Source organism: Corynebacterium sp. 74A (assembly GCF_008930665.1).
Lineage (GTDB): Bacteria > Actinomycetota > Actinomycetes > Mycobacteriales > Mycobacteriaceae > Corynebacterium > Corynebacterium megadyptis.
This window is the reverse complement of the sequence record NZ_PQMG01000007.1, coordinates 25,123-50,006: the sequence shown is the minus strand read 5'-3', so window position 1 is coordinate 50,006 and position 24,884 is coordinate 25,123. Positions and strand designations below refer to the sequence as shown.

The following is a 24,884-nucleotide window of genomic DNA, read 5'->3' as shown; positions in this document are numbered from 1 at the left end:
CCATGCCCACCCACATCGGCGAGATTCCCCTGCCGCGGCGCAGCCCGCACTTTCTTGCTTGTCGACGCCACGTCCGCGCCTTCACCACCCCCGTGGCGGCCATTGGTCTCTCGGGCGGGCCGGACTCGCTTGCCCTCGTGGCGGCCGCCATCGCCGAGGGGGTGCAGGTGCGGGCGATCTGCGTGGACCATCAGCTACAGCCCAGCTCCCGCGAGGTGGCGGAACGCGCCGCAGCCACCGCTCGCCGCATGGGCGCGAGGGCCGTGGTGGTACCCGTGACGGTGGATGCCCGCGCCGGTGGGATCGAGGCGGCGGCCCGGCGGGCCCGCTATGCCGCCCTGCAGCAGCACGCGGATTCCTGGCCGCTGTGGGTGGCTCACACCCTCGATGATCAGGCCGAGACGCTGCTGCTGTCTGCGCTGCGCGGCCGGGTGACGGGCATGGCGGCGCGAGACCGCCACGTACAACGGCCCTTTCTCGGCCTGCGCCGCGCCGATACCGAGGGCGCCTGCGCGGAGCTGGGCTTATCCCCGTGGCAGGATCCGCAGAATGCGGATACGGGGCTGCGTCGAGTAGCGATCCGCTCTGCGGTGCTGCCGCTCTTGGCTGAGATCACCGGCTCGGATATGGCGCCTGCCCTCGCCCAGGCCGCCGCCACCGTGCGCGAGGATGCGGACTTTCTTGCTACTCAGGTGCCCGAGATCGACGCCGAGGGGGTGAGCGTGGCGCTGGCCACCGAGCCGCGCCCGCTGCGAGTGCGGGCCATTATTGCGTTCTTGCGCCAGCACGATGCAGCCGTCTCAGCGGCGATCATTGACGCCGTCGATGCGCTCTTGGTGGATTGGCATGGCCAAGGTGGGGTAGCGGTGGGGAAAACATCGGAGGGGCTACGATTGGTCGTGCGCCGAAAAAGTGGCACACTCGTCATGGACGAATCCCCCTAATTAGCAGCTAGGAACCATCATGGAATCTGCCAAGGACATCGCCGTTCCCGCGGGCAAGTATCACGACGACATCGAAGACGTGATCATTGACGAAAACACCCTGCAAGCACGCATCCGAGAGCTCGCCGACATGGTGAGCAAGGAGTATGCCGACATTGAGGATGACCTCGTGCTGGTGTGCGTACTCAAGGGCGCGGTGTATTTCATCACCGATTTCTCCCGCGAGCTCTCCATTCCCGCGCAGATGGAGTTCATGGCGGTCTCCTCCTATGGCAACTCTGTGTCCTCCTCCGGCGTGGTGCGCATCCTCAAGGATCTGGACCGCGATATCGCCGGCAAGCACGTGCTCATCGTGGAGGACATCATCGACTCTGGGCTCACCCTCTCGTGGTTGATGAAGAACCTCAGCAACCGCCAGCCCGCCTCCCTCAAGGTGGTCACGCTTTTGCGCAAGCCGGAAGCTGTGTCCGCCAAGGTGGAGCTTCTCGACGTCGGCTTTGACATCATCAATGCGTTCGTTGTTGGCTATGGCCTCGACTATGCCGAGCGCTATCGCGATCTGCCGTATATCGGTTTGCTCAAAGAACGCGTGTATAAGGACTAAACTCAAAGACCTCATATGAAGAACAAAAAGATCCTCAATATCGGGCTCATCGCTGCGGCTGTGCTGGTGGGGCTGTTCCTCATCGTGCAGCTCACGGATGATACCCGCTCCTACCGCGAGGTAGACACCTCCGTGGCGCTCACCCAGCTCACTGACAAGAACGCCAAAGAGGTGCGTATCGATGACCGCGAACAGCGGGTACTCATCGAGCTGAAAGAACCCATCTCCGTGGACAAAACCGAGGGCGTGGAGAAGGTCCAAACCCAGTACCCGGCCCGCACCGCTCCGGAGATCTTCGATCGCGTCACCAAGGCCGAGCCGGAAAAATTCACCACTAAGGTCACGCGGGATTCCTTCATCGGTTCGATGCTGACGATGATGCTGCCGCTGTTGCTCATCTTTGCCCTCATCATGTTCTTCTTCAGCCGCATGCAGGGTGGCGGCATGGGTCCCTTCGGTTTCGGTGGCTCCAAGGCCAAGGAACTCACCAAGGACATGCCCACCAACACCTTCGAGGATGTGGCCGGTGCGGATGAGGCTGTGGATGAGCTCCACGAGATCAAGGACTTCCTGCAGGATCCCAGCATCTACGAGAAGCTGGGGGCAAAGATTCCCCGCGGCGTGCTGCTCTACGGCCCGCCCGGTACTGGTAAAACCCTGCTGGCCCGCGCCGTCGCCGGCGAGGCTGGGGTGCCTTTCTACTCCATTTCCGGCTCCGACTTCGTGGAGATGTTCGTGGGTGTGGGCGCCTCGCGCGTTCGTGACCTGTTCAAACAGGCCAAGGAGAATAGCCCCTGCATCATCTTCGTCGATGAGATCGACGCCGTCGGCCGCCAGCGCGGCGCCGGCATGGGCGGCGGCCACGATGAGCGCGAGCAGACCCTCAACCAGTTGTTGGTGGAGATGGACGGCTTCGGCGACCGCCAGGGCGTGATCCTCATGGCCGCCACCAACCGCCCCGATATCTTGGACCCGGCCCTGCTGCGTCCGGGGCGCTTCGACCGCCAGATCCCGGTGACCAATCCAGACTTGAAGGGCCGCGAGAAGATCCTCGAGGTTCACGCCAAGGGCAAGCCCTTCGCCCCCGATGCTGATCTCAAGGCGCTGGCCAAGCGCACCGCCGGTATGTCCGGCGCGGACCTGGCCAATGTGCTCAACGAGGCCGCCCTGCTCACCGCGCGCGTGGGCGGCAGCGTGATCACCGCCGATGCGCTCGAGGAGGCCACCGATCGCGTGATCGGCGGCCCGCGACGCTCCTCCAAGGTGATCTCCGAGCAGGAGAAGAAGGTCACCGCCTATCACGAGGGCGGCCACACTCTCTCCGCGTGGGCGCTGAAGGATATTGAGCGCGTGTACAAGGTGACCATCCTGGCGCGCGGCCGCACCGGCGGTCATGCCATGACGGCCCAAGAAGACGATAAGGGCATGTACAACCGCAAGGAGCTATTCGCTCGGCTCGTCTTCGCCATGGGTGGGCGCTCCGCCGAGGAACTCGTCTTTGGTGCCCCCACCACGGGCGCGTCCTCCGATATTGAGCAGGCCACCAAGATCGCCCGGGCCATGGTGACCGAGTACGGCATGTCTCCTGAGCTTGGCCTCGTGAAATACGGGGAGGAACAGGGCGATCCCTTCGCCGGCATGGGCCGCGGCGGCTCAATCGAATACTCCGAGAAGGTGGCCGCCACCATCGACGACGAGGTGCGCTATCTGCTGCGCAAGGCGCACGAGACGAGCTACCGCATCCTGCGCGAGCACCGCGACACCCTCGATGCCCTGGCCTATAAGCTGCTGCAGAAGGAAACCCTGCGCCGCCCCGATCTGGAGGCCTTGTTCACCGATATCGAGCCCCGCGGGGTGGAAGAGGTCTTCCCCTCCGAGGACATCGACTTCCCAGCTCAGCTCGACCGCGAACCGGTGAAGACCCCCGTGGAGGAGGCCATCGAGCGCGGTGAGGAACCGCCGCGGCCGTTCTCTCTCCTCGAGGCGTCGAAGGCAGCGAGGGCGCGTCGTGAAGCGGAGATGGCCAAGCGCCAGCAGGAGCTTTCTCCCGTCGCCCCCGAACAGGGCCCGTGGACTCCGAAGTCCGGCTCTACCCCCAACTACGGCACCCCGCCGCCGAAGGGCTGGACCGTGCCGGGGTGGCCGCAGCAACCAGAGCAGCAGCCCGACCCGCAGAAGCAGCACCCGGGTGTGGAAAACTACGGCGAGAACACCGAGGTCATTGGTTTCCGTCTGCCGGAGCGTGAGCGCCCCGATGAGGACGAGCACTATAACGGCAGCCACCGGGCGCAGGAGTAATAAGCGATGAGCGAGCACGAGTTTGATGCCGACCGCATTGAGCGTGCGGTGCGCGAGATCCTGATCGCTATCGGTGAAGACCCGGATCGTGAGGGCCTCGCCGCCACCCCAGGCCGGGTGGCGCGCGCCTATGAGGAGATCTTCGCTGGGCTGCGCGAGGATCCCGCCGACGTGCTAAACACCACCTTTGATGAGGGGCACCGAGAGCTGGTGCTGGTGCGCGATATTCCTATCTATTCGATGTGCGAGCATCACCTCGTGCCCTTCTATGGGCGCGCCCACATCGGCTATATCCCAGGTGCCAGTGGCGCCGTCACCGGCCTGTCCAAGCTGGCCCGGCTGGTGGATCTTTATGCCAAGCGCCCGCAGGTGCAGGAGCGGCTGACCACCCAGGTGGCCGATGCCCTCGTGCAGAAGCTGGGCGCGCACTCGGTGATCGTGGTGATCGAGTGCGAGCACATGTGCATGGGGATGCGCGGTATCCGTAAGCCCGGTGCCATGACCACTACCTCGGCGGTGCGTGGCGGTTTCCAACGCTCCGCCGCCTCGCGCGCCGAAGTCCTCAGCCTGATCCGCGGATGCTAGGAATACTGTCATGACCACCCTCGCTTCCCTTCGTCACCCGCACCGTTCCACGGTGATGGGCATCGTGAACGTCACCGAGGATTCTTTCTCGGATGGCGGCAAGTATCTCGACCCCGAGGTGGCGGTGCAGCACGCCCGCCGGCTCGTGGCCGAGGGCGCGGACATCATCGACGTCGGCGGGGAATCCACCCGCCCCGGCGCCACGCGGGTGGATCCCGTGCTGGAACGTGAGCGGGTGGTTCCGGTGATCGCGGCCCTGCACGCTGCGGGGATCAAGACCTCCGTGGATACTATGCGCGCCAGCGTGGCCGCGGCTGCCGCTGCGGCGGGGGTGGATCTGATTAACGATGTCTCCGGCGGTCTCGCCGATCCGGAGATGCGCGCCGTGATGGCCGAGACAAACCTGCCGGTGTGCCTCATGCACTGGAAGGCCGCGACCTTCGGCAATGCCTCCGGCGCCGCGCATACCCCGGGCAGCGTGGTGGAGGATGTGCGCCGCGCGCTCGCCGAGCTCACCACCGCCGCCATCGACGCCGGGGTGCAGCCGGAGAATATCACGGTGGATCCGGGGCTGGGTTTCGCTAAAACCGCCTTCGATAACTGGCAGTTGCTGCACAACCTGCATGTTTTTACCTCCGGCGAGTTCCCCGTGCTGGTGGGGGCGTCCCGCAAGCGCTTCCTCGCGGCCATTCGCGTCGGCCGTGGCCTCGATTCCGCGCCGGATCCGGCCACGGCTGCCGTCACCGCGATCGCCGCGCAGCAGGGTGCGTGGTGTATTCGCGTGCACGATGTGGCGGTATCGCGCGATGCCGTGGATGTGGCCCAGTTGTGGAATCACCCCGGCGATGTGGAGGAGGGCTAGTGGCTGATCGCATTGAACTCACTGGGTTGGAGGCCACCGGTTATCACGGGGTCTTCGACTTCGAGAAGCGCGAGGGCCAGCGCTTCATCGCCGATATCACCTGTTGGTTGAACTTTCCCCGTGAGGACAAGCTCGCCGGCACCGTGCACTATGGCGAGCTCGCTGAGCTGGCCCACGCCGTGCTCACCGGCCCGCCCGCCGATCTCATCGAGACGGTGGCCTCCACGATTGCCGAGCGCGCCATGGACACCTTCCCGCAGTTGCATGCCATCGAGGTGCGCATCCATAAACCCGAGGCCCCCATCGATCTGCCCTTCCGCGATGTGGCCGTGGTGGCTCGTCGCTCCCGGAGGAAGTAGGTGGCCATGCGTGCGGTGATCTCGATCGGCTCGAACACGGGCGCTTCCCGACAGCATCTGGCCAGCGTCCTTCACGAGTTCGAGGAGGAGCTGGTGGCCTGCTCCTCTCTCTACGCCACCCCGCCCTGGGGTGTGGAGGATCAGCCGGACTTCCTCAATGCCGTGCTCATCGTGGACACCGATTCCTCCCCGCGGGAGTTGCTCGCCCGTGGCCAGACCCTTGAAGCCCGCGCCGAGCGGGTGCGTCTGCGCCGGTGGGGCCCGCGCACCTTGGACGTAGACATCGTGGACATCGACGGCTTCAGCAGCACGGATCCCGTACTCACGGTCCCGCACCCTTATGCCCATCAGCGCGGCTTTGTGCTCATTCCATGGCACGAGATCGCTCCCGACGCCGTCCTCGGTGGTAGCTCCGTGAGCGCGCTTATCGACGCTCTCCCGGCCGCCGACCGCGCCGCCATTACTCCGATCGATAAGGTGATCGCATGAAACGCACCCGCATTTCTTTGCTGCTGGCTGCCGGCGGCTTCACCGCGCTCGCTGGGGCGATCCTGACTTGGGGCCGTTATGGCTCCTTGGTGACCGTCTCGGCGACGGCTTCGGTGACGCTCTGGGCGATGGCGCTGATCTGCGTGGTCTTGGGCAGAAGGGTGCGCGAGAACGTCGATCACAGCAATATCGGCATGGACCGCTCCCAGCTCAACCCCACCACCGCGGCGCTGTGGCTGGTGGTGGCGAAGGCCTCGGCGTGGACCGGCGCGATTGTGGGCGGCTGGTATGTGGGCATGGCCACGTTCGTGGTTCCCAAGGCCGCCACGCTCACCGCCGCCCAGAATGATCTGCCGGGGGTCGTGACCTCCGCCGCGGCGGGCGTGGCTTTGGCCGCCGCCGGAATATATCTCGAGCGTGGATGCAGCGTGCCGCCCTCAGCAGATGGAGAACCCGCCTGACGTGCCGCGCGGGCTCAGCCCACGAGAAGGTAGTTTTAGGTAGATTAAGGACTCATGAGCTCCCCCACCCCTCCTGAAGAACAGCAGCACGCCGAACAAAGTGACAAAGGCCAGATCGCGCTGATCGTGTTGGTGGTGCTGGCACTTGCCGCCAGTTTGCTCATGTTGTTCATGAACAATGACGCGATGATGAAGCTGGCCGTGCTCGCCGCCCTCTGGGCCGCGGTGCTGGGCTTTTTCCTTGTGTTCCGCTATCGCAACCAGGTTGAGGAGGCGACTGCGGCGCTAAACGTGCAGCGGGATCTTTATGAGGAGAAGTTGGAGCGCGAGCGCGCCGATCACCGCGCCGAGCAGCTGGAGATCGAACAGGATTATCTCGAGGCTCTCCGCGAGGAGCGCGACGAGAACATCGCCATTATGCGGGAGCAGCTCGATATCGTGCGGGAGCAGCTGGAGCGGCTGACTGGTCAGGTCTACTACGAGCCGACGACGCTCAGCGCTGCCGCCGAGCGCATCCACGAGATCGAGGAAGCCTCCAGCATCCGCTGGGATCCGCAGCCGGAGCGGCCAAGCAGCTCCTTGCCCTCTGATGCGGAGACCACCGTGTTCGATCGCGTTGAGGAGACCCCGGAGCCCGAGCCTGCACCGGAACCGGAACCGGAACCGGAGCCGGAGCCGGAGCCGGAGCCCGAGCCGCTGTGGGAGCCCGAACCAGAACCGGAACCCAAACCTAAGCCCGCACCGGAGCCCGAGCCCGTGTGGGCCCCTGCCCCCGAGCCGGAGCCGGAGCCCTCGCACCATGGCCGCCGCCGCGCCGATGAGCGCAGCGGGTCGGTGTCTGTGGCTGATCTGCTGAAGAATTTCAATAAATAATGGCTTTTGAACCTGGTGCAGCACGGGTGATCGATTCCCCCGAGATGCTGCGCACCTTCGCTTCCGCTATGCGTAAAACGGGCCGCCCCGTCGTGCTCGTGCCGCTGAGTGAGTCTTGGGCGCCACAGCATGTGGCCTTGGTGCGTGCCGCGCGCACGGTGCCGCGTGCCGTTGTGGTGGTAGTGGGGGACTGCCCCGAAGAGCATGCCCGCGAGCTGGGCGTGGATGCCCTCGCCGCCGAGCTGGCCCCGCCGGCGCTGAGCGTGCGCCTCGATGCCCCGAGTCTTGAGCCGCTGGAAGCGCGCCTGTCTGCGATGCTTCGCCTGCTGGTGCTGGTGAATCCGCATCAGGTGGTGCTCAGCGAACGCGATTTTGAGTTCATGCTGCTCACCCAACGCCTGATCTCCGAGTATGGTTTCGCCACCGCGGTGCGCGGGGTGCCGCCGACTCGTTCCGCTGCGGGCGTGGCTCTGCAGCCCGCCCTGGCCGAGCTGTCTGCGGAGCAGGTTGATCGGGCCACGGTGCTGTCTGCGGCCCTGCTGGCTGCCACGCACCGCGCCGAGGAGGGCGCCGCAGCGGTGCTCGCCACCGCCCGCGAGATTCTCTCGGGGATGGACGTGGAGTATGTGGAGCTGCGCGATGCCCGCACCTTCGGCCCAGCCCCCGAGCGCGGCGAGGCCCGCCTGCTCGTGGCCGCCACTATTGACGGGGTGCGGCTCATCGATAATGTCGGCGTGCCCGTCGGCATCGGGTTCAAGAACCTCAGCGAGGACTAAACACGGAAAAATCGGTGTAAAATCTATAAGGGTATATTCACCTTCCTCTTTCTAGGAGTTACCCATGGATTCCTCCACCGTCGCCCTTGGCGTGCTGAGCGATCTTCCCATCGCCCGCGAAGCCACCACCTCCCGCGTCCTCGTCAATAACGAGCACCTGCGCACTGTCGTCTTCAGCTTCGACGCCGGCCAGGTCCTCACCGAGCACGCCTCTCCCCGCGCCGTCGTCGTGCAGCTTCTCGACGGCCGCCTGAGCTTCACCGTTGCCGGCGAGGAGCACGAGATGCACCCCGGCGACGTGATCTATCTCGCCCCCAATGAGCGCCACGCCCTCGAGGCCCTCGAACCCTCCCATATGAGCCTCGTGATGGTGGATGTCAATGCCGCGTAAAGGGCCCGCCGAAAAATACCTGCAAGGGCACTGGCTGCTGGCCAGCATGGGCAAGCGCGTGCTGCGCCCCGGAGGTATCGAGCTGACCACCCGCCTCATCGAGGCCGCGCAGCCCACCTCCTCCGACCGCATTGTGGAGCTCGGGCCCGGAGTGGGGCGCACCGCCGAGATACTGCTGGCGGCACATCCTCGCAGTTACCGCGGCGTGGACCCTAATCCCGAGGGCAGTGCCCAGCTGGCCGAGGTGCTGCGCGGCCACCCCGAGGCCGAGCAGGTGGTGGCAGATGCCCGCTCCCACGAGCTGCCCGATGGCTCCGCCGATCTGGTGGTGGGGGAGGCCATGCTCACCATGCTCAGCACCGAGGATAAAAAGGCAGTCATGGAGCGAACCTATCGTCTCCTTGCCCCCGGTGGCCGCTATGCGATCCACGAGCTCGCCGTCTCGGGCGACAATGCCACCGAGGTGTCGCGGGAGATTTCGCGCAGCATCAAGGTGGGTGCGCGCCCACTACCGGCTGAGGAATGGCAGCAGCTGCTGGAGGAGGCCGGCTTCGAGGTAGTTGCTACCGACACCAGCCCCATGCGGCTCTTGGAGCCCTCCCGCATCATCGCCGATGAAGGACTTGGTGGGGCACTGCGCTTCTTCTTCCGTGTGCTACGTAACCCCACTGCGCGGCGCCGTATTATGCAGATGCGCTCGGTATTTCGGCGACACCGTGAGCAGCTCTCGGCGGTGGCTTTCGTGGCACGCAAAGGCTGCTAGGCTAAGCATTTGTGACGCAAGCGAATTCTCATCCTGTTGTGGTCGTCGATTTCGGCGCCCAGTATGCACAGTTAATCGCGCGCCGCGTGCGCGAGGCGAATATTTATTCCGAGGTGGTGCCCCACACAGCCACGGCTGAAGAGATCAAGGCCAAGAACCCGGCCGCATTGATTCTCTCTGGTGGGCCCTCCTCGGTGTACGCCGAAGGAGCACCGCGGCTCGATTCCGACATCTTTGAGCTCGGCCTGCCGATCTTCGGCATCTGCTATGGCTTCCAGTACATGACCGCCAGCCTGGGCGGCACCGTGGCAGCCACTGGCGCCCGCGAGTATGGCCGCACCGATCTCACTGCCACCGAGGGCGTGCTTCACGCCGGGCTCGAACCCACCCACAAGGTGTGGATGAGCCACGGCGATGCCGTGACCGAGGCCCCTGCGGGTTTCGCCGTCACCGCCACCACCGCCGGTGCGCCGGTTGCCGCATTTGAGAACGTCGATAAGCGCATGGCCGGCGTGCAATATCACCCCGAAGTCATGCACTCGCCGCATGGCCAGGAAGTGCTCGAACGCTTCCTCACGGAGATCGCTGGGCTGGAGCAGAACTGGACCGCCGAGAACATCGCCACCGAGCTCATCGACGCCGTCCGTGAACAAGTGGGCGAGCAGGGCCGCGCGATTTGCGGCCTCTCCGGCGGCGTGGACTCCGCCGTCGCCGCCGCGCTCGTGCAGCGCGCCATCGGCGATCGCCTCACCTGCGTGTTCGTAGACCACGGGCTTTTGCGCGCCGGGGAGCGTGAGCAGGTAGAGCAGGACTTTGTGGCCGCTACCGGCGCCAAACTGGTGACCGCGCACGAGGCCGATGCCTTCCTGGGCAAGCTCAAGGGCCTCACCGATCCGGAAGATAAGCGCAAGGCCATCGGCCACGAGTTCATCCGTTCCTTCGAGCGCGCCGTCGCCGGTGTGCTGGAGGATGCCCCCGAGGGCTCCAGCGTGGACTTCCTCGTGCAGGGCACCCTGTACCCGGATGTGGTGGAGTCTGGCGGAGGTTCCGGCACCGCCAATATTAAGAGCCACCACAACGTGGGCGGTTTGCCCGATGACGTGGAGTTCCAGCTCGTCGAGCCGCTGCGCCTGCTGTTCAAGGACGAGGTGCGCGCGGTGGGCCGCGAGCTGGGCCTGCCCGAGGAGATCGTGGGCCGCCAGCCCTTCCCCGGCCCCGGCTTGGGCATCCGCATTATCGGTGAGGTCACCGAGGATCGCCTCGAGACTCTCCGCAAGGCGGATCTCATTGCCCGCACCGAGCTCACCGCAGCCGGTCTTGACGCTGAGATCTGGCAGTGCCCCGTGGTGCTGCTGGCCGATGTTCGCTCGGTGGGCGTGCAGGGCGATGGCCGCACCTATGGCCACCCGATCGTGTTGCGACCGGTCAGCTCCGAGGACGCTATGACCGCGGACTGGACCCGCCTGCCCTATGACGTGCTGGAGAAGATCTCCACCCGCATCACCAACGAGGTGGAGGACGTCAACCGCGTGGTCTTGGACGTCACCTCCAAGCCCCCAGGAACTATCGAGTGGGAGTAACGGGCTCATCGTCCTTCGGGACGATCACGCCTGTGCTCAGCGCCACGAGCCGCTTCCTTCCGCAGTGAAGGGGGCGGTTTTCGTGTTCTCTATTCAGTTTTTAGGGTGTGTCAGGCCTAGAAGGGGGCGGGTTCGTTCCGGTCGAAGGGAACGGTGCCGGTGGCGGCCATGACGCGCTCATTCTTATCGCGCTTGGCCTTTTTGCGATTCGTCATTCGGTCGTCCAAGCTGACGCGGCGCATCTTGGCGGAGACGCCCTCTGCGACGGAGCAGGAGATCTCGCCACTCTTAGAGCGCCAGGTGGTGGTGCCCTGCGGATCGACCGTGACGGTGTATTCGCCGAGGGTCTTCATGTTGTGGTGGCGCTTGCATAGTGGCTGCAGGTTCCATGTGGCCGTCATGTCACCCTCCTGCCATTCGGCGATGTGGTCGATCTCGCAGCGATTCGCGGGGACGGCACAGCCGGGGTGGTTGCAGCACCCATAGCGGGCGATGACTTCATGCCGCTGCGCCTCGGTGGGCTGGTAGCCGGGTTTCTCCGAATCGGAGAGCAGCTGGAGGTGTGTGATCCAGTTGAGGATCTCCTCCGTGGCCAGATCCCCCAGCCAGCCGGTGGTGGGGGTCCAGGCGCCCTTGTTGAACCAATCCCCGTAGACGTGCATGACCACGTCGAGGTCGATGGTGTTGAGGATGAGCCCGAGCAGCCCATCGGCGCGGGTGCGCCCGTGCGTCGCCGCCTTAGTGATGGCTTCGGCGACGAGAGTGCCGCGATGGACGTCCAGGTTGGCGGTGATGGTCACTGTGTTGCTCAGCGGATTGTGGTTGATGTCTACCCACTCGCGCTCCTCTCGCTGGGGATCAGGCTCATCTGTTTCTGCGGCCGGCGGGTCGATTATGCGCAGTATCTCCGCGATACGCGAGCTCAGCCAGTAGGGGCCTTTGAGGGCTTGGTGGTCGACGCGGGGGAGTATCCGGTCCAGAAAGCGCACCTCGAATTCCGCGATGAACTCATCCTCTATGGCCTCGACCGCGTAGGTAAAGGCCCACAGATGCGCGTCGTTGAATACTGGCCGGGAGTTGAGAAAGGCGGCGACTAAGGGGAATCGTCTGAGCGTCCGCGCGAGGTCGAGGTGTTTGAGAATATAGCCGTCGGTGCAGCTAAAGCGTTTCGCCATGTGGGAGCAGAAGGCGTCGTAGTGCTCCTCATCGACTTCGTACTGTCGCAGTAAATGCAGGGCGAAGCGGATGCGGCGAGCATTCTCGGCCAGGGGGTCGAACTCGCTCAGCCCCAGTTCGGTGCTCAGCGGGGAATCAGCCTCCCAGTGGCGTTCGTGGCAGAAGCGCCGGGACTCATCGGCCATCCGTTGTCTCACTGAGCTATAGCCAAAGATGCTTCGGTAGTGCTGATCGTCGGGGAGGGGAAACGCTGTGGGATCTATCATGTGCTGTCCTTGTGTCGGGTGGTGGTTTTGGTGGCCTTAGTATGTCATCCACACTGGACACTTCATTGCACTTATTCGAACACGCGTTCTAGTCAAAAAACGGAAAACAACGCCCTAAAACAGGGCTCACACAGCACAAACGCACGCACCATCCTATTCGAACGCTAACCGCTATTGTGCACACTCTCCGTCGCTGCCTAACACCAGCCGCTGCGGCTCGAAAGGGGAGAGGAATTCCTAGTCCGCGGCGTCGGGAAGCGGGTGTCACATCACGCTCAGATCCATTCCCACGGCAGTCGCGGCAGCAAGCTTGTCGACGCTACCCTGCACAATCTCATAGTGCAGGGCAGAAAAGCGGGTGGGAGGTGTAGCTGTCGCGCCGGGCGGCCGGCAGCTGCTGAATACTGAGGGCGGAGTCCACGAGGCTGGCGCGCGCTCCGATTAGCGCAGCACCCTACATACAGCCTCGACCTGGTCGGGAAGCCGTGCATGGTGCACCGCAGGTAGTTCGACCACGCGCCCGAGCCGCGAGGAATACTCCGGCACGGTTGTGTCACGAGTGCTGATTATGGACACCACCTCTACCCCAGCGGGGACCACGGGCGAGAAGGGCTGCATGATGTCAACGAAGCTGCGTCCGAGGAGGCGGGCGATGATGGCTTGGCTCCACCGCGGCTGCGGCGGCACTCCGCGCCAGCAGGCCCCGAGGCCAATGATTTGGCCAATGCGTCCCCGCAGCTCGGGGCAATCGGCGGCGAGGAGCCCCACCAGCCCGCCGAGGGAATGCCCGATGATGTCGAGCTGCGAGTGGGCGTCGATAAGCGTGCTGCGCACCTCGTCGACGCACTCCATGAGCGATGTGGTGCCACGGCGACCATACTCGGGGACGATCACGCGGCGGCCGCGGGCATCGAGCGCGGCGGCGAGGTCGGCGAAGTTGCCGGGCGAGCTGAGCGTGCCATGCAGAAGCACCACGGGACGGCCCGTGCTGTGCAGCTCAGGGAGGCGCCCGCGCCGCGGAATCAGATGTCGAAGCATGCCTTAAGCATGTGCTCTCACCCCCGCTGCGGGCAAATGAAATGGGAATGTCCTGTGGAGGGGTTAAGCTGAGTGGGCCTAGAATCCACGCTTTATATAGGGAGCAAAAACTTATGGCTCGTGTAGTTGTGAACGTGATGCCCAAGACGGAAATTCTCGATCCCCAAGGACAGGCCGTGGTGCGCGCACTCGGGCGCCTCGGTGTTGAGGGAGTGAAGGATGTGCGTCAGGGCAAGCGCTTCGTGCTAGACGTTGAAGACACCGTGACCCCTGAAGATCTGGAAAAGGTGGCTGAAAAGCTGCTGGCCAACACCGTGATCGAGGACTTCGAGGTCCTCGGCGTTGAGGTGGTGTAAGTGAGCGCGAAGATTGGTGTCATTACTTTTCCTGGCACGCTCGATGATGTCGATGCGGCCCGCGCGGTGCGTCTCGCCGGCGCTGAGGCCGTGAGCCTGTGGCATAAGGATGCGGACCTGCGCGGCGTGGATGCCGTGGTTGTGCCCGGCGGATTTTCCTATGGCGACTATCTCCGCTCTGGGGCGATTTCCGCGCTGGCGCCGGTGATGGAATCCGTGATCGAGGCGGCCACAAAGGGCATGCCCGTGCTGGGAATCTGTAACGGTTTCCAGATTCTTACAGAAGCAGGTCTGCTTCCTGGTGCACTCACTAGGAACCAGGGCCTGCATTTTCATTGTGTCGATACCTACCTTGAGGTAGCGAACGCCGATACGGCCTGGACCTCCACGCTGCGCGAGGGGCAGAAGATCCTCATCCCCGCAAAGCACGGTGAGGGCCGCTTCCAGGCCAGCGCGGAAACCATCGCGCAGCTGGAAGATACCGGCCGCGTGGTGTTCCGCTACACCGATAATTTCAACGGATCCATGAACCGCATTGCGGGAGTGTGCTCGGAGAATGGTCGCGTGGTGGGCTTGATGCCGCACCCAGAGCACGCCGTGGAGGAACTCACCGGCCCCTCGCTCGACGGGCTGGAGCTGTTCCTTTCCGCTATCGGACGAGTCGCTGCCTAGGAATAAGGGGAAGTACTACTTATGACGTTCAATGACACAGTGGCCGCCGCCACCAAGGATCCCCACGCCCCGCAGCCCTATGCGGAACTTGGTCTGAAGGATGACGAGTACCAGCGCATCACCGAGATCTTGGGCCGCCGGCCCACCGACGCCGAGCTGGCGATGTACTCGGTGATGTGGTCCGAGCACTGCTCCTATAAGTCCTCCAAGGTGCATCTGCGCTACTTCGGCGAGACCACCACCGAGGATATGGCCTCCAAGATTCTCGCTGGTATCGGCGAGAACGCCGGCGTGGTGGACATCGGCGATGGCAATGCCGTGACCTTCCGCGTGGAATCCCACAACCACCCCTCCTATGTGGAGCCGCACCAGGGCGCCGCTACCGGCGTGGGCGGTATTGTCCGCGACATTATGGCCATGGGCGCCCGCCCGATTGCCGTGATGGATCAGCTTCGTTTCGGCCCCGCCGATGCCCCGGACACCCAGCGCGTCCTGCCCGGCGTGGTGGATGGCATCTCCCACTATGGCAACTGCTTGGGCCTGCCCAACATTGGCGGCGAGACCGTATTTGATCCCTCTTATGCTGGCAATCCCCTGGTGAATGCGCTCTGCGTGGGCACCCTCAAGGTGGATGACCTCAAGCTCGCCTTCGCCTCCGGCAAGGGCAATAAGGTGATGCTCTTCGGCTCCCGCACCGGCCTCGACGGCATCGGCGGCGTCTCCGTGCTGGCCTCCGACACCTTCGAAGAGGGCGCCGAGCGCAAGCTCCCTGCGGTGCAGGTGGGCGACCCCTTCGCGGAGAAGGTCCTCATCGAGTGCTGCCTTGATCTCTACAAGGCGGGCGTGGTCGTAGGCATCCAGGATCTCGGTGGCGCCGGACTCGCCTGCGCGACCTCCGAGCTGGCCGCCTCCGGTGACGGCGGCATGACCATCAACCTGGATGCCGTGCCGCTGCGCGCCGAGAACATGACGGCCGCGGAGATCCTGTCCTCCGAGTCGCAGGAGCGCATGTGCGCCGTGGTCCGCCCCGAGGACGTGGAGCGTTTCCGCGCCATCTGCGAGCACTGGGATGTCACCTGCGCCGAGATCGGCGAGGTCTCCGACGGCGAGCATCTCGTGATCGAGCACCGCGGCGAGGTCGTGGTGGACGCCCCGGCGCACACCATCGCCAATGAGGGGCCCGTGTACGAGCGCCCCTTCGCCCGCCCAGACTGGCAGGATGAGCTGCAGCAGCAGCGGGAGATTCCGCAGGCCGATAACGCCGCCGTGGCCCGCGAGGTGTGGCTGCGCATGGTCGGCTCCCCGGCGCTGTGCTCCCGCGCCTTCATCACCGAGCAATATGACCGCTATGTGCGCGGCAATACCGTCCAGGCCCGCAACGCCAACTCCGGTGTGCTGCGCATCGACGAGGAAACCGGCCGCGGCGTGGCCGTCTCCGCCGACGCCTCGGGCCGCTACACCAAGCTCGATCCGAATACCGGCGCTCGGCTGGCGCTCGCGGAGGCCTACCGCAACGTGGCGGTCACCGGCGCCCGGCCCATCGCCGTCACCAACTGCCTCAACTTCGGCTCCCCCGAGGATCCGGCTGTGATGTGGCAATTCCGCGAGGCCGTGCACGGGCTTGCCGATGGCTCCCGTGAACTGGGCATTCCCGTCTCCGGCGGCAATGTCTCCTTCTACAACCAGACCGGCACCGAAGCCATTTTGCCCACCCCGGTGGTCGGTGTGCTGGGCGTGATCGACGATGTCGCCCAGTCCATCCCGGCGCACATCCCCGCCGACGCCGCCCCCGGCACGCGCCTGCTGCTGCTCGGCGAGACTAAGGAGGAGCTGGGCGGATCCATCTACCAGCAGGTAGTGGCCGAGGCTCTCTCCGGCATGCCGCCGAGCGTTGATCTCACCCGCGAGCAGGCCCTCGCCGAGTTCTTCCACGGCTCCACCGATATCCTCGCCGCCCACGATCTCTCCGAGGGCGGGCTTGCCCAAGCCATCGCGGAGCTGGCCATTCACTCGGGTCGCGGCATGCAGCTCTCGCTTGTCGACGTCGCCCCGCAGCCCACCATCGCACTCTTCTCGGAGTCGGCCTCCCGGGCAGTGATCGCCGTGCGCGAGGAGGACTGCGCAGCCGTGACGGCCCGCGCCGCCGAGTGCGGGGTGCCGGTGACGGAGCTGGGCGCCACGGCAGACACTGACACCGTGGACCTCGAGCTTCCCGGCGGAGAGCACCTCCAGGTAGCGGTGGCCGAGCTGGAGCAGGCGTGGACCTCCACGCTGCCCGATCTTTTCGGCCACGCCGCTGGCGCTAACTCCGTGGTCTAACAGCGCCCCCTGAACCTGGTATCAACCATATGGTTGATACCAGGTTCAGTCTTGTGCACGATGTGCGCTCACCTGCGTCGATGCTGAACTTGAGGGCATGGATGTCACTCGTAGTTTTCGCAGCGCCCGGAATAGCTGGATCAGCCTCGCCCTCATCGCTGGGCTGATCGGTGTGTTCTTTGCGGTGCTCGGCGGCGCCGAGGCCTCGCATGCTCGGCAGGCCGCCCCCAGCGATTCCGAATCCACCCAGGTGGTCCAGCTCCTAGAGCACTTCCCCGGGGCCGATGAGGACACCGTGCTGGCGGTGGTGCAGCAGCGGGATCGCTCTCCGCTGAGCGAGGCGGATCTGCTGGCCGCCGCGCGCGCCATCCCAGGCGCCGAGCAGGCCCGCCCCCTGCTCAGCGATGATGCCCGCGCGGGGCTCATCACCCTGCCGGTGCCCGCCGCCGAGAGCGGCACGGAGATGAGCACCTATCTTGCGGAGCTGCGCGCCGATATCTCCGCCGCGGCCCCGCAGCACCTCGATATCGCCATCACCGGCGGTGCCGCCTTTGGCGCCGATGTGGCCGCTGCCTTCCAGGGCGCGAATATCACTCTGCTGGCCGTGACCGTTCTCATCGTCGCCCTGCTTCTCATCTTCACCTATCGCAGCCCCGTGCTGTGGCTCATCCCGCTATCCGTGGTGGCTCTCGCCGATCGCGTGGCTGCGGTGCTCACGGCCTGGATCGGCGCGGAGTTCGGCCTGGAATTCGATGCCGGTATCGTCTCGGTGCTGGTATTCGGCGCCGGTACGAACTACGCCCTGCTGCTCATCTCCCGCTACCGCGAGGAGCTGGTTCGCCACGAGGATCACCGCGCTGCCCTCTCCGCGGCGTGGACGCAGTCCTTCCCGGCGATCGCGGCCTCTAATCTCACCGTCGTGCTCTCCCTGCTCAGTCTCGGCCTCGCCGTCATCCCCGGCACCCGCGGGCTGGGGATTGTTGCCGCGGTGGGCATTCTTCTCGCCCTCGTGGCCGTACTCGTCGTACTGCCTCCGGCACTATCGCTGGCCGGCCGAAAGGCACTGTGGCCGAGGATCCCCCGGCCGGGTGATCCCGCCGCCGAGCCCCGGATTTATCGCCGTGTGGCCACCGCCGTCATGCGCCGTCCCTTGGCGGTGCTGCTGAGCGGAGTGGTGCTGCTCGGCGGGCTCTCCGCCGGGCTGGCATCGATCACGGTGGGGCTGAATCAGATGGAGAAGTTCCGCACGGAGACCGAGTCCGCTGCCGGTTTCGCCACCCTCGCGGAGCACTTCCCCGCAGGCGAGGCCCAGCCGAACTTCGTGCTCACCCGCGTCTCCCATCAGGACGAGGTGCTGGCCACCATCAACCGCCTCGACGATGTCGTGCGCGCCATGCCGCTCGGCGTCTCCACCGATGGCGAGTGGGCGAGGATCATGGTGAGCACCGACGCCGCCCCCGGCACCCAAGAATCCCTAGATTTTGTGCGATCGCTGCGCACGGCCGTGCACACGGTGCCTGGCGCCGCGGCGAAGGTCGGTGGCGAACAAGCCACCGAGGTGGATGCCCGCGCCGGCACCGTCCGCGACCTGAGGCTGCTGGTGCCGGTGATCCTCGGCATCAACCTGCTGGTGCTCACCCTACTGCTGCGCTCGGTGGCAGCGCCGATCTTCTTGGTCCTCAATGTACTCAGCGCTGGCGCCGCCATCGCCGTGGGCAGCTGGATCTCCAGCCTGGTGTTCGGCGTCTCCGCTCTCGACCTCTCGGTGCCGCTGCTCTCGTTCCTCTTCCTCGTGGCCATGGGCATCGACTACACCATCTTCCTCGCCCACCGCGCCGCCACGGAGCGCGCGCTCCATGGCACCCGCGAGGGCATGGTGGAAGCCATCAGCCACACCGGCGTGGTCATCACCTCCGCGGGCGTGGTGCTGGCCGGCGTATTCGCGGCCCTCGGGGTGCTGCCGCTGGTGACCCTGGGCCAACTGGGCATTATCGTGGGCTTCGGGGTGCTGCTGGATACTATTCTCACTCGCACCATCATTGTGCCGGCCGCTGTTGGCGTGCTGGGCGATGCCACCTGGTGGCCCCGCCGCGCCCCCACCGCCGAGGAAGGAGAAACCGAGTATGTCTGTGCAGCTAACGCCAGCTAAACACCCGTTTGGGGCGCGGAGTTCCTCGCCCGCCGCCATTCTCGTGGTGGGGGAGACGATCACTGCCGGCATCTTGGTGATCGTCGGCGCCCTCGGGGCGCTGCGCGAGGCCTCCCCGCTGCTTATTCTTCCAGCCGTTATCGCCTTCTGCGCCGCCTTCGTGCTGCTGCACCGCCCCCGCCTGCGGCTGGGCGTGTTGTTGCTGCTCTGGGCGGGGCTGGTGTGCCTCAGCTTCTCCTTTACCTGGGTTGCCTTCGTTCTCTTCCTGCTCGCCGGGCACTATCTGCGCTTTCCGCTGCTGCCGGTCTATGCCCTGCTGGTCCTGGCCGGGGTGTGGGGCGCGACGTGGGCCGATAAGGATCAGGTGGGCGTGCCGCAGCTGCTCGGCCCGGCGATCGGGGCCGTGGTGGCTATCGGTATGAGCCGAGGCTATGTGGAATTGTTGCGCATCCTCAACGACCTCGAGCGCGCCCATAGCGAGATGGCCTATTTGCAAGATGAGCTGGCCGCCACGCAGCGCGAGGCCGGAGCCATGGATGAGCGCACCCGCATCTCCCAGGACATCCACGACACGATCGCCCAAGGGCTGAGCTCCATTCGGCTGCTGGCCCAGCCCTCTCATCCCACTCCCGCTGCGGAGAAGCTGGTGCTCATCGAGGAGGTCGCCACGGAGAATCTGGCGGAGGTGCGCCGCATCGTCGCCGATCTGGCCCCGCATGGCTTGGAGAGCACCCCGCTGGCCGTGGCCTTGCAGACCATGGTGGATGGGCTGGCCGCCGGCAGCGGCATCGACGCCGAGCTCGAGGTGCACAGCGCCGCGCGGTTCAGCGACCCGATTGATATCGCGCTGCTGCGGGTGGCCCAATCCGCGCTGGCCAATGTGCGACTCCACGCCGCCGCCTCTCGGGTGCGGGTCAGCCTCGATAGCGATGAGGAGCAGGTGCGTATGGACATCGTGGATGATGGCGTCGGATTCGATGTCGCCGCGTGGGAGCACAGCCGCGCCACTACCAGCTTCGGTCTGAGTTTTATGCGCTCGCGCCTGCAGAAACTGGGCGGCGGGCTGGATATCGAGTCCACTCCGGGCGAGGGCACGGCCATCTCCGCCTGGGTGCCGCTCTAAACTACACAGCATGACCATTGCCGTTGCGCTTATCGACGATCACCCCGTGGTGCGCTCTGGACTCACGGCGATTCTCAACGCCCAGCCGGAGATCCATGTTGCCGCCGCGGCCGGGAGCGTGGCTGAGGCACTCGCCGCTATCGACGCCGCCCAACCCGATGTGGTGCTCTGCGATCTCCGCCTTGGAGCCAGCGATAGCGACGGGGTCGAGGTGATCCGCGGCTGCACCCAGCCCGTGGTCATCCTGTCCACCTATGACCGCGAGCGCGATATTCGCGCCTGCCTCGACGCCGGTGCCGCAGGCTATCTGGTAAAAGACGCCCCCGTGGATACCATCGTGGAGGCCATTCGTGCGGTGGCCCGCGGCGAGGTGTATGTCCAAGCCTCCCTCGCCGGGGCGCTACTGAAGGCCCCTGCCCCCGCCCAGCTCACCGAGCGGGAACGCGATGTGTTGCAACTGGTGGCCACCGGCGCGAGCAATAAGGAGATTTCCACGCGGCTATTTATCTCCCAGGCCACCACTAAGACGCATCTGGTGCATATCTTTAACAAGCTGGGGGTGGATTCCCGCACCCGTGCCGTGCACGTAGCCACGGAGCGCGGGCTGCTCTAGGCGGTGCTAGTCCACAAAGGCGCGCCCCTCGCGCAGCACCAGCGGGTGGGGGCTGTACTTGGCGCGGAGCTCGCGCAGGGTGGTGGCGTGCTCGGCTAGGCGCACATCGTCCTCGGTGCGTGGCTCGAATTGCCGGGCGGGCAGCACATTATTGTCGAGGTCGCTGGCCACATAGGTGAAGGTGGCGTGAATGGCCTGCTGCAATTGTTCTCGGCCGCCGCGGGGATCGCCGCTGCGCACATGCACGGACATCTGCATGCTGCGGGTATCGGTGCGCATCAGCCGCGCATCCACCTCGATGAGATCGCCGATAGAGATCGGCCGGTAGAAGCGAATCCCGCCGGCGTAGACGGCGATGGTGCGCTGCCCCGACCACTCCATAGTGCAGGCCGTGCCCGCTTCGTCGATCCATTCCATCGCGGTGCCGCCGTGCACATTGCCGCCCCAGTTCACATCGGTGGGCTTGGCCAAAAAGCGGGTAATCACCCGCGGCGCATCGCTGGGGCCGTCATAGTTCTGCTTCTCCATCTCCGCCTCGATGGCGTGGCGCAGCTCGATGCGCGAAATGGCGGCCTGTTCCACCCGCTGCTCGTCCTCGGTGGCGGCGTGAAATTTCGGCACCGAGGTGGCGGAGCCGGTCTTGGGGTCTTTGGCGACGAAGATCACCAGGCAGTCGCAGGCGCGGGAGAAGTGGCCATCGCGCGGATCCGCGGAGAGCACCTCGTTTACAATGTGCATCGAGGAACGGCCCGTCATGGCGATCCGGGAACGCACCTCCACCACGTGGCCGGAGGGGATGGGGCGGTTGAAGTGAATATGGCCCACATAGGCGGTCACACAGTAGGTGCCCGACCAGCCCACCGCGCAGGCATAGGCGGCCTTATCGATCCACTCCAACACGCGGCCGCCGGAGACACCCCAGTTGCCGGCCATCACCACATCGCTGGGTGCGGCCATAAACCGTAGTGTGACCTCGGGCGAGGGGGCTCGATTGGCTGCGGATTGATCTCGTTCAGACATAGGTGTGTTCTCCGGGGGACGGGGCTAGTAGCTCATAGGCTACCAACAGTTAAGCTGGGTCACACTATGCCGAAAAAGATTGATCCCGCCGAGATGCGCGCCGCCCTGCGCGAGTATGAACAGCGGATGGATAGCCCGAATGTCCCGCGCGCGCTGGTTGCCCGCGCCGTGCGGTTCAGCGCCCGCACCGTGGAGAACTGCGCCCCGGGCCATAGCGTGGAACTGCGGGTGCCGCCCTTTGTCGCGGTGCAGTGTATCGAGGGGCCGCGCCATACCCGCGGCACCCCGCCCAATGTGGTGGAAATGCGCCCCGAGGTGTGGCTGCGTCTCGCCATCGGGCGCAGCACTTGGGAGCAGGAGCTGGCTGAGGGCAATCTCAGTGTCTCCGGTACCCGCGCCGGGGAATTGGCCCATTGGGTGCCGCTGATCTAGAGCGCGACCAACAGCCCTGAAACAAACATTGGGCGCGCGGGCCGGGTGCTGCTCTGCGCCCCCGCGTGGGGCTAAATATTCGCCATGCCGCCGGTGAAACAACTACGATTAACCCACGTGGCTATTAGAAACCAGCCCCTATCCGCTTTCGATGATCTCGGAGAACACGAGCCGCGCGAAGAGTGCGGTGTGTTCGGTGTTTTCGCTCCTGGGGAAGAAGTCGCCAAGCTCACCTACTACGGCCTGTACGCGCTGCAGCACCGTGGCCAAGAAGCCGCCGGTATCGCGGTGGGTGACGGCGATAATGTGGTGGTGTACAAGGACCTCGGGCTCGTTTCCCAGGTCTTTGACGAGGGCGCCCTCGACGCCCTGCGCGGTAATCTGGCCATCGGCCATACCCGCTATTCCACCGCCGGCGGCGCCTGCTGGGAGAACGCCCAGCCGATGTTCCGCGTCGCCCCGAACGGCACCGACGTGGCCCTCGGACACAATGGCAACTTGGTGAACTATCTCGAGTTGCTCCAGGAAGCCACCGAGAAGGGCTTGGTGGACCCTGCGACACAGCCCTCCGACTCGGACATCATGTGCGCCCTGCTCGCCGAGGGCATCTCCGAAGAGGTGTCGCTTGTCGACGCAGCCCTCAACCTTCTGCCGCGCATCACCGGCGCCTACTGCCTGACGTTTACGGACGGCCATAAGCTCTATGCCGCCCGCGACCCGCATGGTGTGCGACCGCTCTCGATTGGTCGCCTCGAGCGGGGCTGGGTGGTGGCCTCCGAAACCGCGGCCCTCGATATCGTCGGTGCTTCTTTTGTGCGCGAGGTCGAGCCGGGAGAGTTCATCTCCATCGACGATTCCGGTATCCGTTCCCATCAATTCGCGCCCACCAAGCACAAGGGCTGCGTGTTTGAATACGTGTATTTGGCCCGCCCTGATTCCCTGATCCGCGGCCAGTCGGTGAACGATACCCGCGTGGGTATCGGTGCCGCGCTGGCGACGGAGCACCCGGTGGACGGTGATCTGGTGATCCCGGTGCCGGAGTCCGGCACCCCGGCGGCGGTGGGCTATTCCTATGGTTCGGGCATTCCCTTCGCCCAGGGGCTGGTGAAAAATGCCTATGTGGGCCGCACCTTCATCCAACCCACCCAGACCATTCGCCAGCTCGGCATCCGGCTCAAGCTCAACCCCTTGAAGCATGTGCTGGCCGGCAAGCGGCTGGTGGTGGTGGATGATTCCATCGTCCGCGGTAATACCCAGCGCGCGCTCATCCGCATGCTGCGCGAGGCCGGCGCCGCCGAGGTGCATGTGCGGATCGCCTCTCCGCCGGTGAAGTGGCCGTGCTTCTACGGCATTGACTTCGCCTCCCCCGGCGAGTTGATCGCCAATGGCACCGGCGCCCGCACCATGGAGGAGGCCGTGGACGTGATCTGCACCGCGATTGGTGCGGATTCGCTCGGCTTCGTTTCTATCGATCACATGGTGGAGGCCTCGAAGCAGAAGCGCGAGGATCTCTGCTGTGCCTGCTTCGATGGCGAGTACCCGCTGGGTATGCCGGCCGGAAACCCGAACACCGCGCTCGTGGAGGACATGCAGCGCAATCTGAAGAAAGTGACCACGACATGACCGATCACGCTCCCTCTGATGGCGCATCCTATGCAGCAGCTGGGGTGGATATCGCCGCCGGTGACCGCGCGGTAGAACTTATTGCCCCCTTGGCCAAGAAGGCCACCCGTCCCGAGGTGCGCGGCGGCATCGGCGGTTTCGCCGGGCTCTTCGCCCTCGGTAAGTATGAGAAGCCGCTTCTTGCCGCTGGCTCCGACGGCGTGGGCACCAAACTGGCCGTGGCCCAGGCCATGGACAAGCACGACACCATCGGCATCGATTTGGTGGCCATGTGCGTCGATGACTTGGTGGTCTGCGGCGCCGAGCCGCTCTTCCTCCAGGACTATATCTCCGTGGGCAAGGTTGTACCGGAGCATATCGCCGCCATCGTCAGCGGCATCGCCGAAGGCTGCGAGCAGGCCGGCTGCGCCCTGCTCGGCGGCGAAACCGCAGAGCACCCTGGGGTGATGGACGAAAAGGAATACGATGTGTCTGCCACCGCCATCGGCGTGGTGGAAGAGGAGGAGCTGCTCGGGCCGGAGCGGGTCCGCGATGGCGATGTCATCATCGGCATGGCCTCCTCGGGCCTGCACTCCAATGGCTATTCCCTGGCCCGCTATGTGCTGCTGGAATCCGCTGGGCTGCCGCTGGATCAGGAGATCGACGAGCTCGAGCGCACCCTCGGCGAGGAGCTGCTGGAGCCCACTCGGATCTACACCAAGGACTGCCTGGCGCTTGCCGCCGAGTGCGATGTGCGCACCTTCTGCCACGTCACCGGCGGCGGACTGGCCGGCAACCTAGTGCGGGTGCTGCCGGAGAACATGGTGGCAGAGATCTCCCGCTCGGCATGGAAGCCGCAGCCGATCTTCAAACTCATCTCCGAGCTGGGCAAGGTCAGCCGCGAGGAAATGGAGAAAACCTTCAACATGGGCGTCGGCATGGTGGCCGTGGTGTCTGCGGCGGACCGCGACCGCGCCCTCGCCATGCTCACCGCCCGCCACGTGGATGCCTGGGAAATTGGCACGGTGCGCAGCGCTGCCGCCGATACTGAGAAGCGGGTGCTGCTCAGCGGCGAACACCCCCAGTACTAGCCATGAAGAAACCTCCCTGCTCACTGAGCAAGGAGGTTTCTT

General features: G+C 65.2%; 25 protein-coding genes. 22 read left to right on the top strand and 3 right to left on the bottom strand.

What is annotated here, in order from left to right; all coding sequences use genetic code 11:
* Positions 1–2: 2 nt before the first annotated feature.
* The 13 genes from tilS to guaA all read left to right on the top strand — a co-directional run bounded on the left by tilS (position 3) and on the right by guaA (position 10,985).
* Positions 3–944 (top strand): tRNA lysidine(34) synthetase TilS, encoded by a 942-nt coding sequence (tilS, locus tag GBB11_RS09975; protein WP_151549994.1) that lies wholly within the window; start codon positions 3–5, stop codon positions 942–944.
* A 19-nt stretch (positions 945–963) separates the two neighbouring features.
* Entirely contained in the window at positions 964–1,548 is a 585-nt protein-coding gene (gene hpt, locus GBB11_RS09970; RefSeq protein WP_151549995.1) for a hypoxanthine phosphoribosyltransferase, read from the top strand.
* A 15-nt stretch (positions 1,549–1,563) separates the two neighbouring features.
* On the top strand, positions 1,564–3,846 hold the full coding sequence (ftsH, locus tag GBB11_RS09965; protein ID WP_151549996.1) for an ATP-dependent zinc metalloprotease FtsH: 2,283 nt from the start codon (positions 1,564–1,566) through the stop codon (positions 3,844–3,846).
* 6 nt (positions 3,847–3,852) lie between these two features.
* Positions 3,853–4,431 (top strand): GTP cyclohydrolase I FolE, encoded by a 579-nt coding sequence (gene folE, locus GBB11_RS09960; protein ID WP_151549997.1) that lies wholly within the window; start codon positions 3,853–3,855, stop codon positions 4,429–4,431.
* Between the two features lie 10 nt (positions 4,432–4,441).
* Entirely contained in the window at positions 4,442–5,293 is an 852-nt protein-coding gene (folP, locus tag GBB11_RS09955) for a dihydropteroate synthase (protein ID WP_151549998.1), read from the top strand.
* Positions 5,293–5,652, top strand: a complete 360-nt coding sequence (folB, locus tag GBB11_RS10885) for a dihydroneopterin aldolase (RefSeq protein WP_151549999.1) — start codon at positions 5,293–5,295, stop codon at positions 5,650–5,652. The genes folP and folB overlap by 1 nt, the downstream gene beginning before the upstream one ends.
* 6 nt (positions 5,653–5,658) lie before the next feature.
* Positions 5,659–6,141: a 2-amino-4-hydroxy-6-hydroxymethyldihydropteridine diphosphokinase gene (gene folK / locus GBB11_RS10880; protein WP_151550000.1), complete on the top strand. Its 483-nt coding sequence runs from the start codon at positions 5,659–5,661 to the stop codon at positions 6,139–6,141.
* Positions 6,138–6,602, top strand: a complete 465-nt coding sequence (locus GBB11_RS09945; protein ID WP_151530201.1) for a DUF3180 domain-containing protein — start codon at positions 6,138–6,140, stop codon at positions 6,600–6,602. Before folK ends, GBB11_RS09945 begins: the two co-directional genes overlap by 4 nt.
* 54 nt (positions 6,603–6,656) lie before the next feature.
* Positions 6,657–7,475, top strand: a complete 819-nt coding sequence (locus GBB11_RS10875; RefSeq protein WP_192796376.1) for a DUF6779 domain-containing protein — start codon at positions 6,657–6,659, stop codon at positions 7,473–7,475.
* The gene (locus GBB11_RS09930) at positions 7,475–8,251 is read left to right on the top strand and encodes a pantoate--beta-alanine ligase (protein ID WP_151550002.1); all 777 of its coding nucleotides are present in this window, start codon (positions 7,475–7,477) and stop codon (positions 8,249–8,251) included. The genes GBB11_RS10875 and GBB11_RS09930 overlap by 1 nt, the downstream gene beginning before the upstream one ends.
* A 64-nt stretch (positions 8,252–8,315) precedes the next feature.
* Positions 8,316–8,642: a cupin domain-containing protein gene (locus tag GBB11_RS09925; protein WP_151550003.1), complete on the top strand. Its 327-nt coding sequence runs from the start codon at positions 8,316–8,318 to the stop codon at positions 8,640–8,642.
* A complete protein-coding gene (locus GBB11_RS09920) occupies positions 8,626–9,405 on the top strand; it encodes a class I SAM-dependent methyltransferase (RefSeq protein WP_151550004.1) in 780 nt (259 codons plus the stop codon). The genes GBB11_RS09925 and GBB11_RS09920 overlap by 17 nt, the downstream gene beginning before the upstream one ends.
* An 11-nt stretch (positions 9,406–9,416) precedes the next feature.
* The gene (guaA, locus tag GBB11_RS09915) at positions 9,417–10,985 is read left to right on the top strand and encodes a glutamine-hydrolyzing GMP synthase (protein WP_151550005.1); all 1,569 of its coding nucleotides are present in this window, start codon (positions 9,417–9,419) and stop codon (positions 10,983–10,985) included.
* Positions 10,986–11,101: 116 nt separating this feature from the next.
* Here the strand turns inward: guaA and GBB11_RS09910 are convergent, their stop codons facing one another.
* Together GBB11_RS09910 and GBB11_RS09905 are read right to left on the bottom strand one after the other, a co-directional pair.
* On the bottom strand, positions 11,102–12,346 hold the full coding sequence (locus tag GBB11_RS09910) for an HNH endonuclease signature motif containing protein (RefSeq protein WP_151550006.1): 1,245 nt from the start codon (positions 12,344–12,346) through the stop codon (positions 11,102–11,104).
* Between the two features lie 522 nt (positions 12,347–12,868).
* Positions 12,869–13,465, bottom strand: a complete 597-nt coding sequence (locus GBB11_RS09905) for a triacylglycerol lipase (protein ID WP_151550007.1) — start codon at positions 13,463–13,465, stop codon at positions 12,869–12,871.
* A gap of 113 nt (positions 13,466–13,578) precedes the next feature.
* Here GBB11_RS09905 and purS point away from each other — a divergent pair, with 113 nt between their 5' ends.
* From purS to GBB11_RS09875, 6 genes are all read left to right on the top strand, one after another.
* A complete protein-coding gene (gene purS, locus GBB11_RS09900; RefSeq protein ID WP_151530208.1) occupies positions 13,579–13,821 on the top strand; it encodes a phosphoribosylformylglycinamidine synthase subunit PurS in 243 nt (80 codons plus the stop codon).
* A complete protein-coding gene (gene purQ, locus GBB11_RS09895) occupies positions 13,822–14,493 on the top strand; it encodes a phosphoribosylformylglycinamidine synthase subunit PurQ (protein ID WP_151530209.1) in 672 nt (223 codons plus the stop codon).
* 21 nt (positions 14,494–14,514) lie between these two features.
* A complete protein-coding gene (purL, locus tag GBB11_RS09890) occupies positions 14,515–16,812 on the top strand; it encodes a phosphoribosylformylglycinamidine synthase subunit PurL (RefSeq protein WP_151550008.1) in 2,298 nt (765 codons plus the stop codon).
* Positions 16,813–16,909: 97 nt separating this feature from the next.
* Positions 16,910–18,961, top strand: a complete 2,052-nt coding sequence (locus GBB11_RS09885) for an MMPL family transporter (protein ID WP_151550009.1) — start codon at positions 16,910–16,912, stop codon at positions 18,959–18,961.
* The gene (locus GBB11_RS09880; protein ID WP_192796375.1) at positions 18,936–20,084 is read left to right on the top strand and encodes a sensor histidine kinase; all 1,149 of its coding nucleotides are present in this window, start codon (positions 18,936–18,938) and stop codon (positions 20,082–20,084) included. The genes GBB11_RS09885 and GBB11_RS09880 overlap by 26 nt, the downstream gene beginning before the upstream one ends.
* 10 nt (positions 20,085–20,094) lie before the next feature.
* Positions 20,095–20,697 (top strand): response regulator transcription factor, encoded by a 603-nt coding sequence (locus tag GBB11_RS09875; RefSeq protein WP_151550011.1) that lies wholly within the window; start codon positions 20,095–20,097, stop codon positions 20,695–20,697.
* A gap of 6 nt (positions 20,698–20,703) precedes the next feature.
* On the opposite strand, the gene GBB11_RS09870 is transcribed toward GBB11_RS09875, so the two are convergent.
* Positions 20,704–21,717 (bottom strand): acyl-CoA thioesterase, encoded by a 1,014-nt coding sequence (locus GBB11_RS09870; protein ID WP_151550012.1) that lies wholly within the window; start codon positions 21,715–21,717, stop codon positions 20,704–20,706.
* A gap of 66 nt (positions 21,718–21,783) precedes the next feature.
* Here GBB11_RS09870 and GBB11_RS09865 point away from each other — a divergent pair, with 66 nt between their 5' ends.
* From GBB11_RS09865 to purM, 3 genes are all read left to right on the top strand, one after another.
* Positions 21,784–22,149 carry a sterol carrier family protein gene (locus tag GBB11_RS09865; RefSeq protein WP_151550013.1) on the top strand — a complete coding sequence of 122 codons (366 nt, stop codon included), beginning with the start codon at positions 21,784–21,786 and terminating at the stop codon, positions 22,147–22,149.
* 84 nt (positions 22,150–22,233) lie between these two features.
* A complete protein-coding gene (gene purF / locus GBB11_RS09860; RefSeq protein ID WP_370513264.1) occupies positions 22,234–23,772 on the top strand; it encodes an amidophosphoribosyltransferase in 1,539 nt (512 codons plus the stop codon).
* Positions 23,769–24,842: a phosphoribosylformylglycinamidine cyclo-ligase gene (gene purM, locus GBB11_RS09855; RefSeq protein ID WP_151530216.1), complete on the top strand. Its 1,074-nt coding sequence runs from the start codon at positions 23,769–23,771 to the stop codon at positions 24,840–24,842. The genes purF and purM overlap by 4 nt, the downstream gene beginning before the upstream one ends.
* Positions 24,843–24,884: the final 42 nt, after the last annotated feature.

Coding starts and splice junctions, on each gene's coding strand:
- tilS (WP_151549994.1), top strand. CDS start 3: ATGCCCACCCACATCGGCGAGATTCCCCTGCCGCGGCGCAGCCCGCAC.
- hpt (WP_151549995.1), top strand. CDS start 964: ATGGAATCTGCCAAGGACATCGCCGTTCCCGCGGGCAAGTATCACGAC.
- ftsH (WP_151549996.1), top strand. CDS start 1,564: ATGAAGAACAAAAAGATCCTCAATATCGGGCTCATCGCTGCGGCTGTG.
- folE (WP_151549997.1), top strand. CDS start 3,853: ATGAGCGAGCACGAGTTTGATGCCGACCGCATTGAGCGTGCGGTGCGC.
- folP (WP_151549998.1), top strand. CDS start 4,442: ATGACCACCCTCGCTTCCCTTCGTCACCCGCACCGTTCCACGGTGATG.
- folK (WP_151550000.1), top strand. CDS start 5,659: ATGCGTGCGGTGATCTCGATCGGCTCGAACACGGGCGCTTCCCGACAG.
- GBB11_RS09945 (WP_151530201.1), top strand. CDS start 6,138: ATGAAACGCACCCGCATTTCTTTGCTGCTGGCTGCCGGCGGCTTCACC.
- GBB11_RS10875 (WP_192796376.1), top strand. CDS start 6,657: ATGAGCTCCCCCACCCCTCCTGAAGAACAGCAGCACGCCGAACAAAGT.
- GBB11_RS09930 (WP_151550002.1), top strand. CDS start 7,475: ATGGCTTTTGAACCTGGTGCAGCACGGGTGATCGATTCCCCCGAGATG.
- GBB11_RS09925 (WP_151550003.1), top strand. CDS start 8,316: ATGGATTCCTCCACCGTCGCCCTTGGCGTGCTGAGCGATCTTCCCATC.
- GBB11_RS09920 (WP_151550004.1), top strand. CDS start 8,626: ATGTCAATGCCGCGTAAAGGGCCCGCCGAAAAATACCTGCAAGGGCAC.
- GBB11_RS09910 (WP_151550006.1), bottom strand. CDS start 12,346: ATGGCCGATGAGTCCCGGCGCTTCTGCCACGAACGCCACTGGGAGGCT.
- GBB11_RS09905 (WP_151550007.1), bottom strand. CDS start 13,465: ATGCTTCGACATCTGATTCCGCGGCGCGGGCGCCTCCCTGAGCTGCAC.
- purS (WP_151530208.1), top strand. CDS start 13,579: ATGGCTCGTGTAGTTGTGAACGTGATGCCCAAGACGGAAATTCTCGAT.
- purL (WP_151550008.1), top strand. CDS start 14,515: ATGACGTTCAATGACACAGTGGCCGCCGCCACCAAGGATCCCCACGCC.
- GBB11_RS09885 (WP_151550009.1), top strand. CDS start 16,910: ATGGATGTCACTCGTAGTTTTCGCAGCGCCCGGAATAGCTGGATCAGC.
- GBB11_RS09880 (WP_192796375.1), top strand. CDS start 18,936: ATGTCTGTGCAGCTAACGCCAGCTAAACACCCGTTTGGGGCGCGGAGT.
- GBB11_RS09875 (WP_151550011.1), top strand. CDS start 20,095: ATGACCATTGCCGTTGCGCTTATCGACGATCACCCCGTGGTGCGCTCT.
- GBB11_RS09870 (WP_151550012.1), bottom strand. CDS start 21,717: ATGTCTGAACGAGATCAATCCGCAGCCAATCGAGCCCCCTCGCCCGAG.
- GBB11_RS09865 (WP_151550013.1), top strand. CDS start 21,784: ATGCCGAAAAAGATTGATCCCGCCGAGATGCGCGCCGCCCTGCGCGAG.
- purF (WP_370513264.1), top strand. CDS start 22,234: ATGCCGCCGGTGAAACAACTACGATTAACCCACGTGGCTATTAGAAAC.
- purM (WP_151530216.1), top strand. CDS start 23,769: ATGACCGATCACGCTCCCTCTGATGGCGCATCCTATGCAGCAGCTGGG.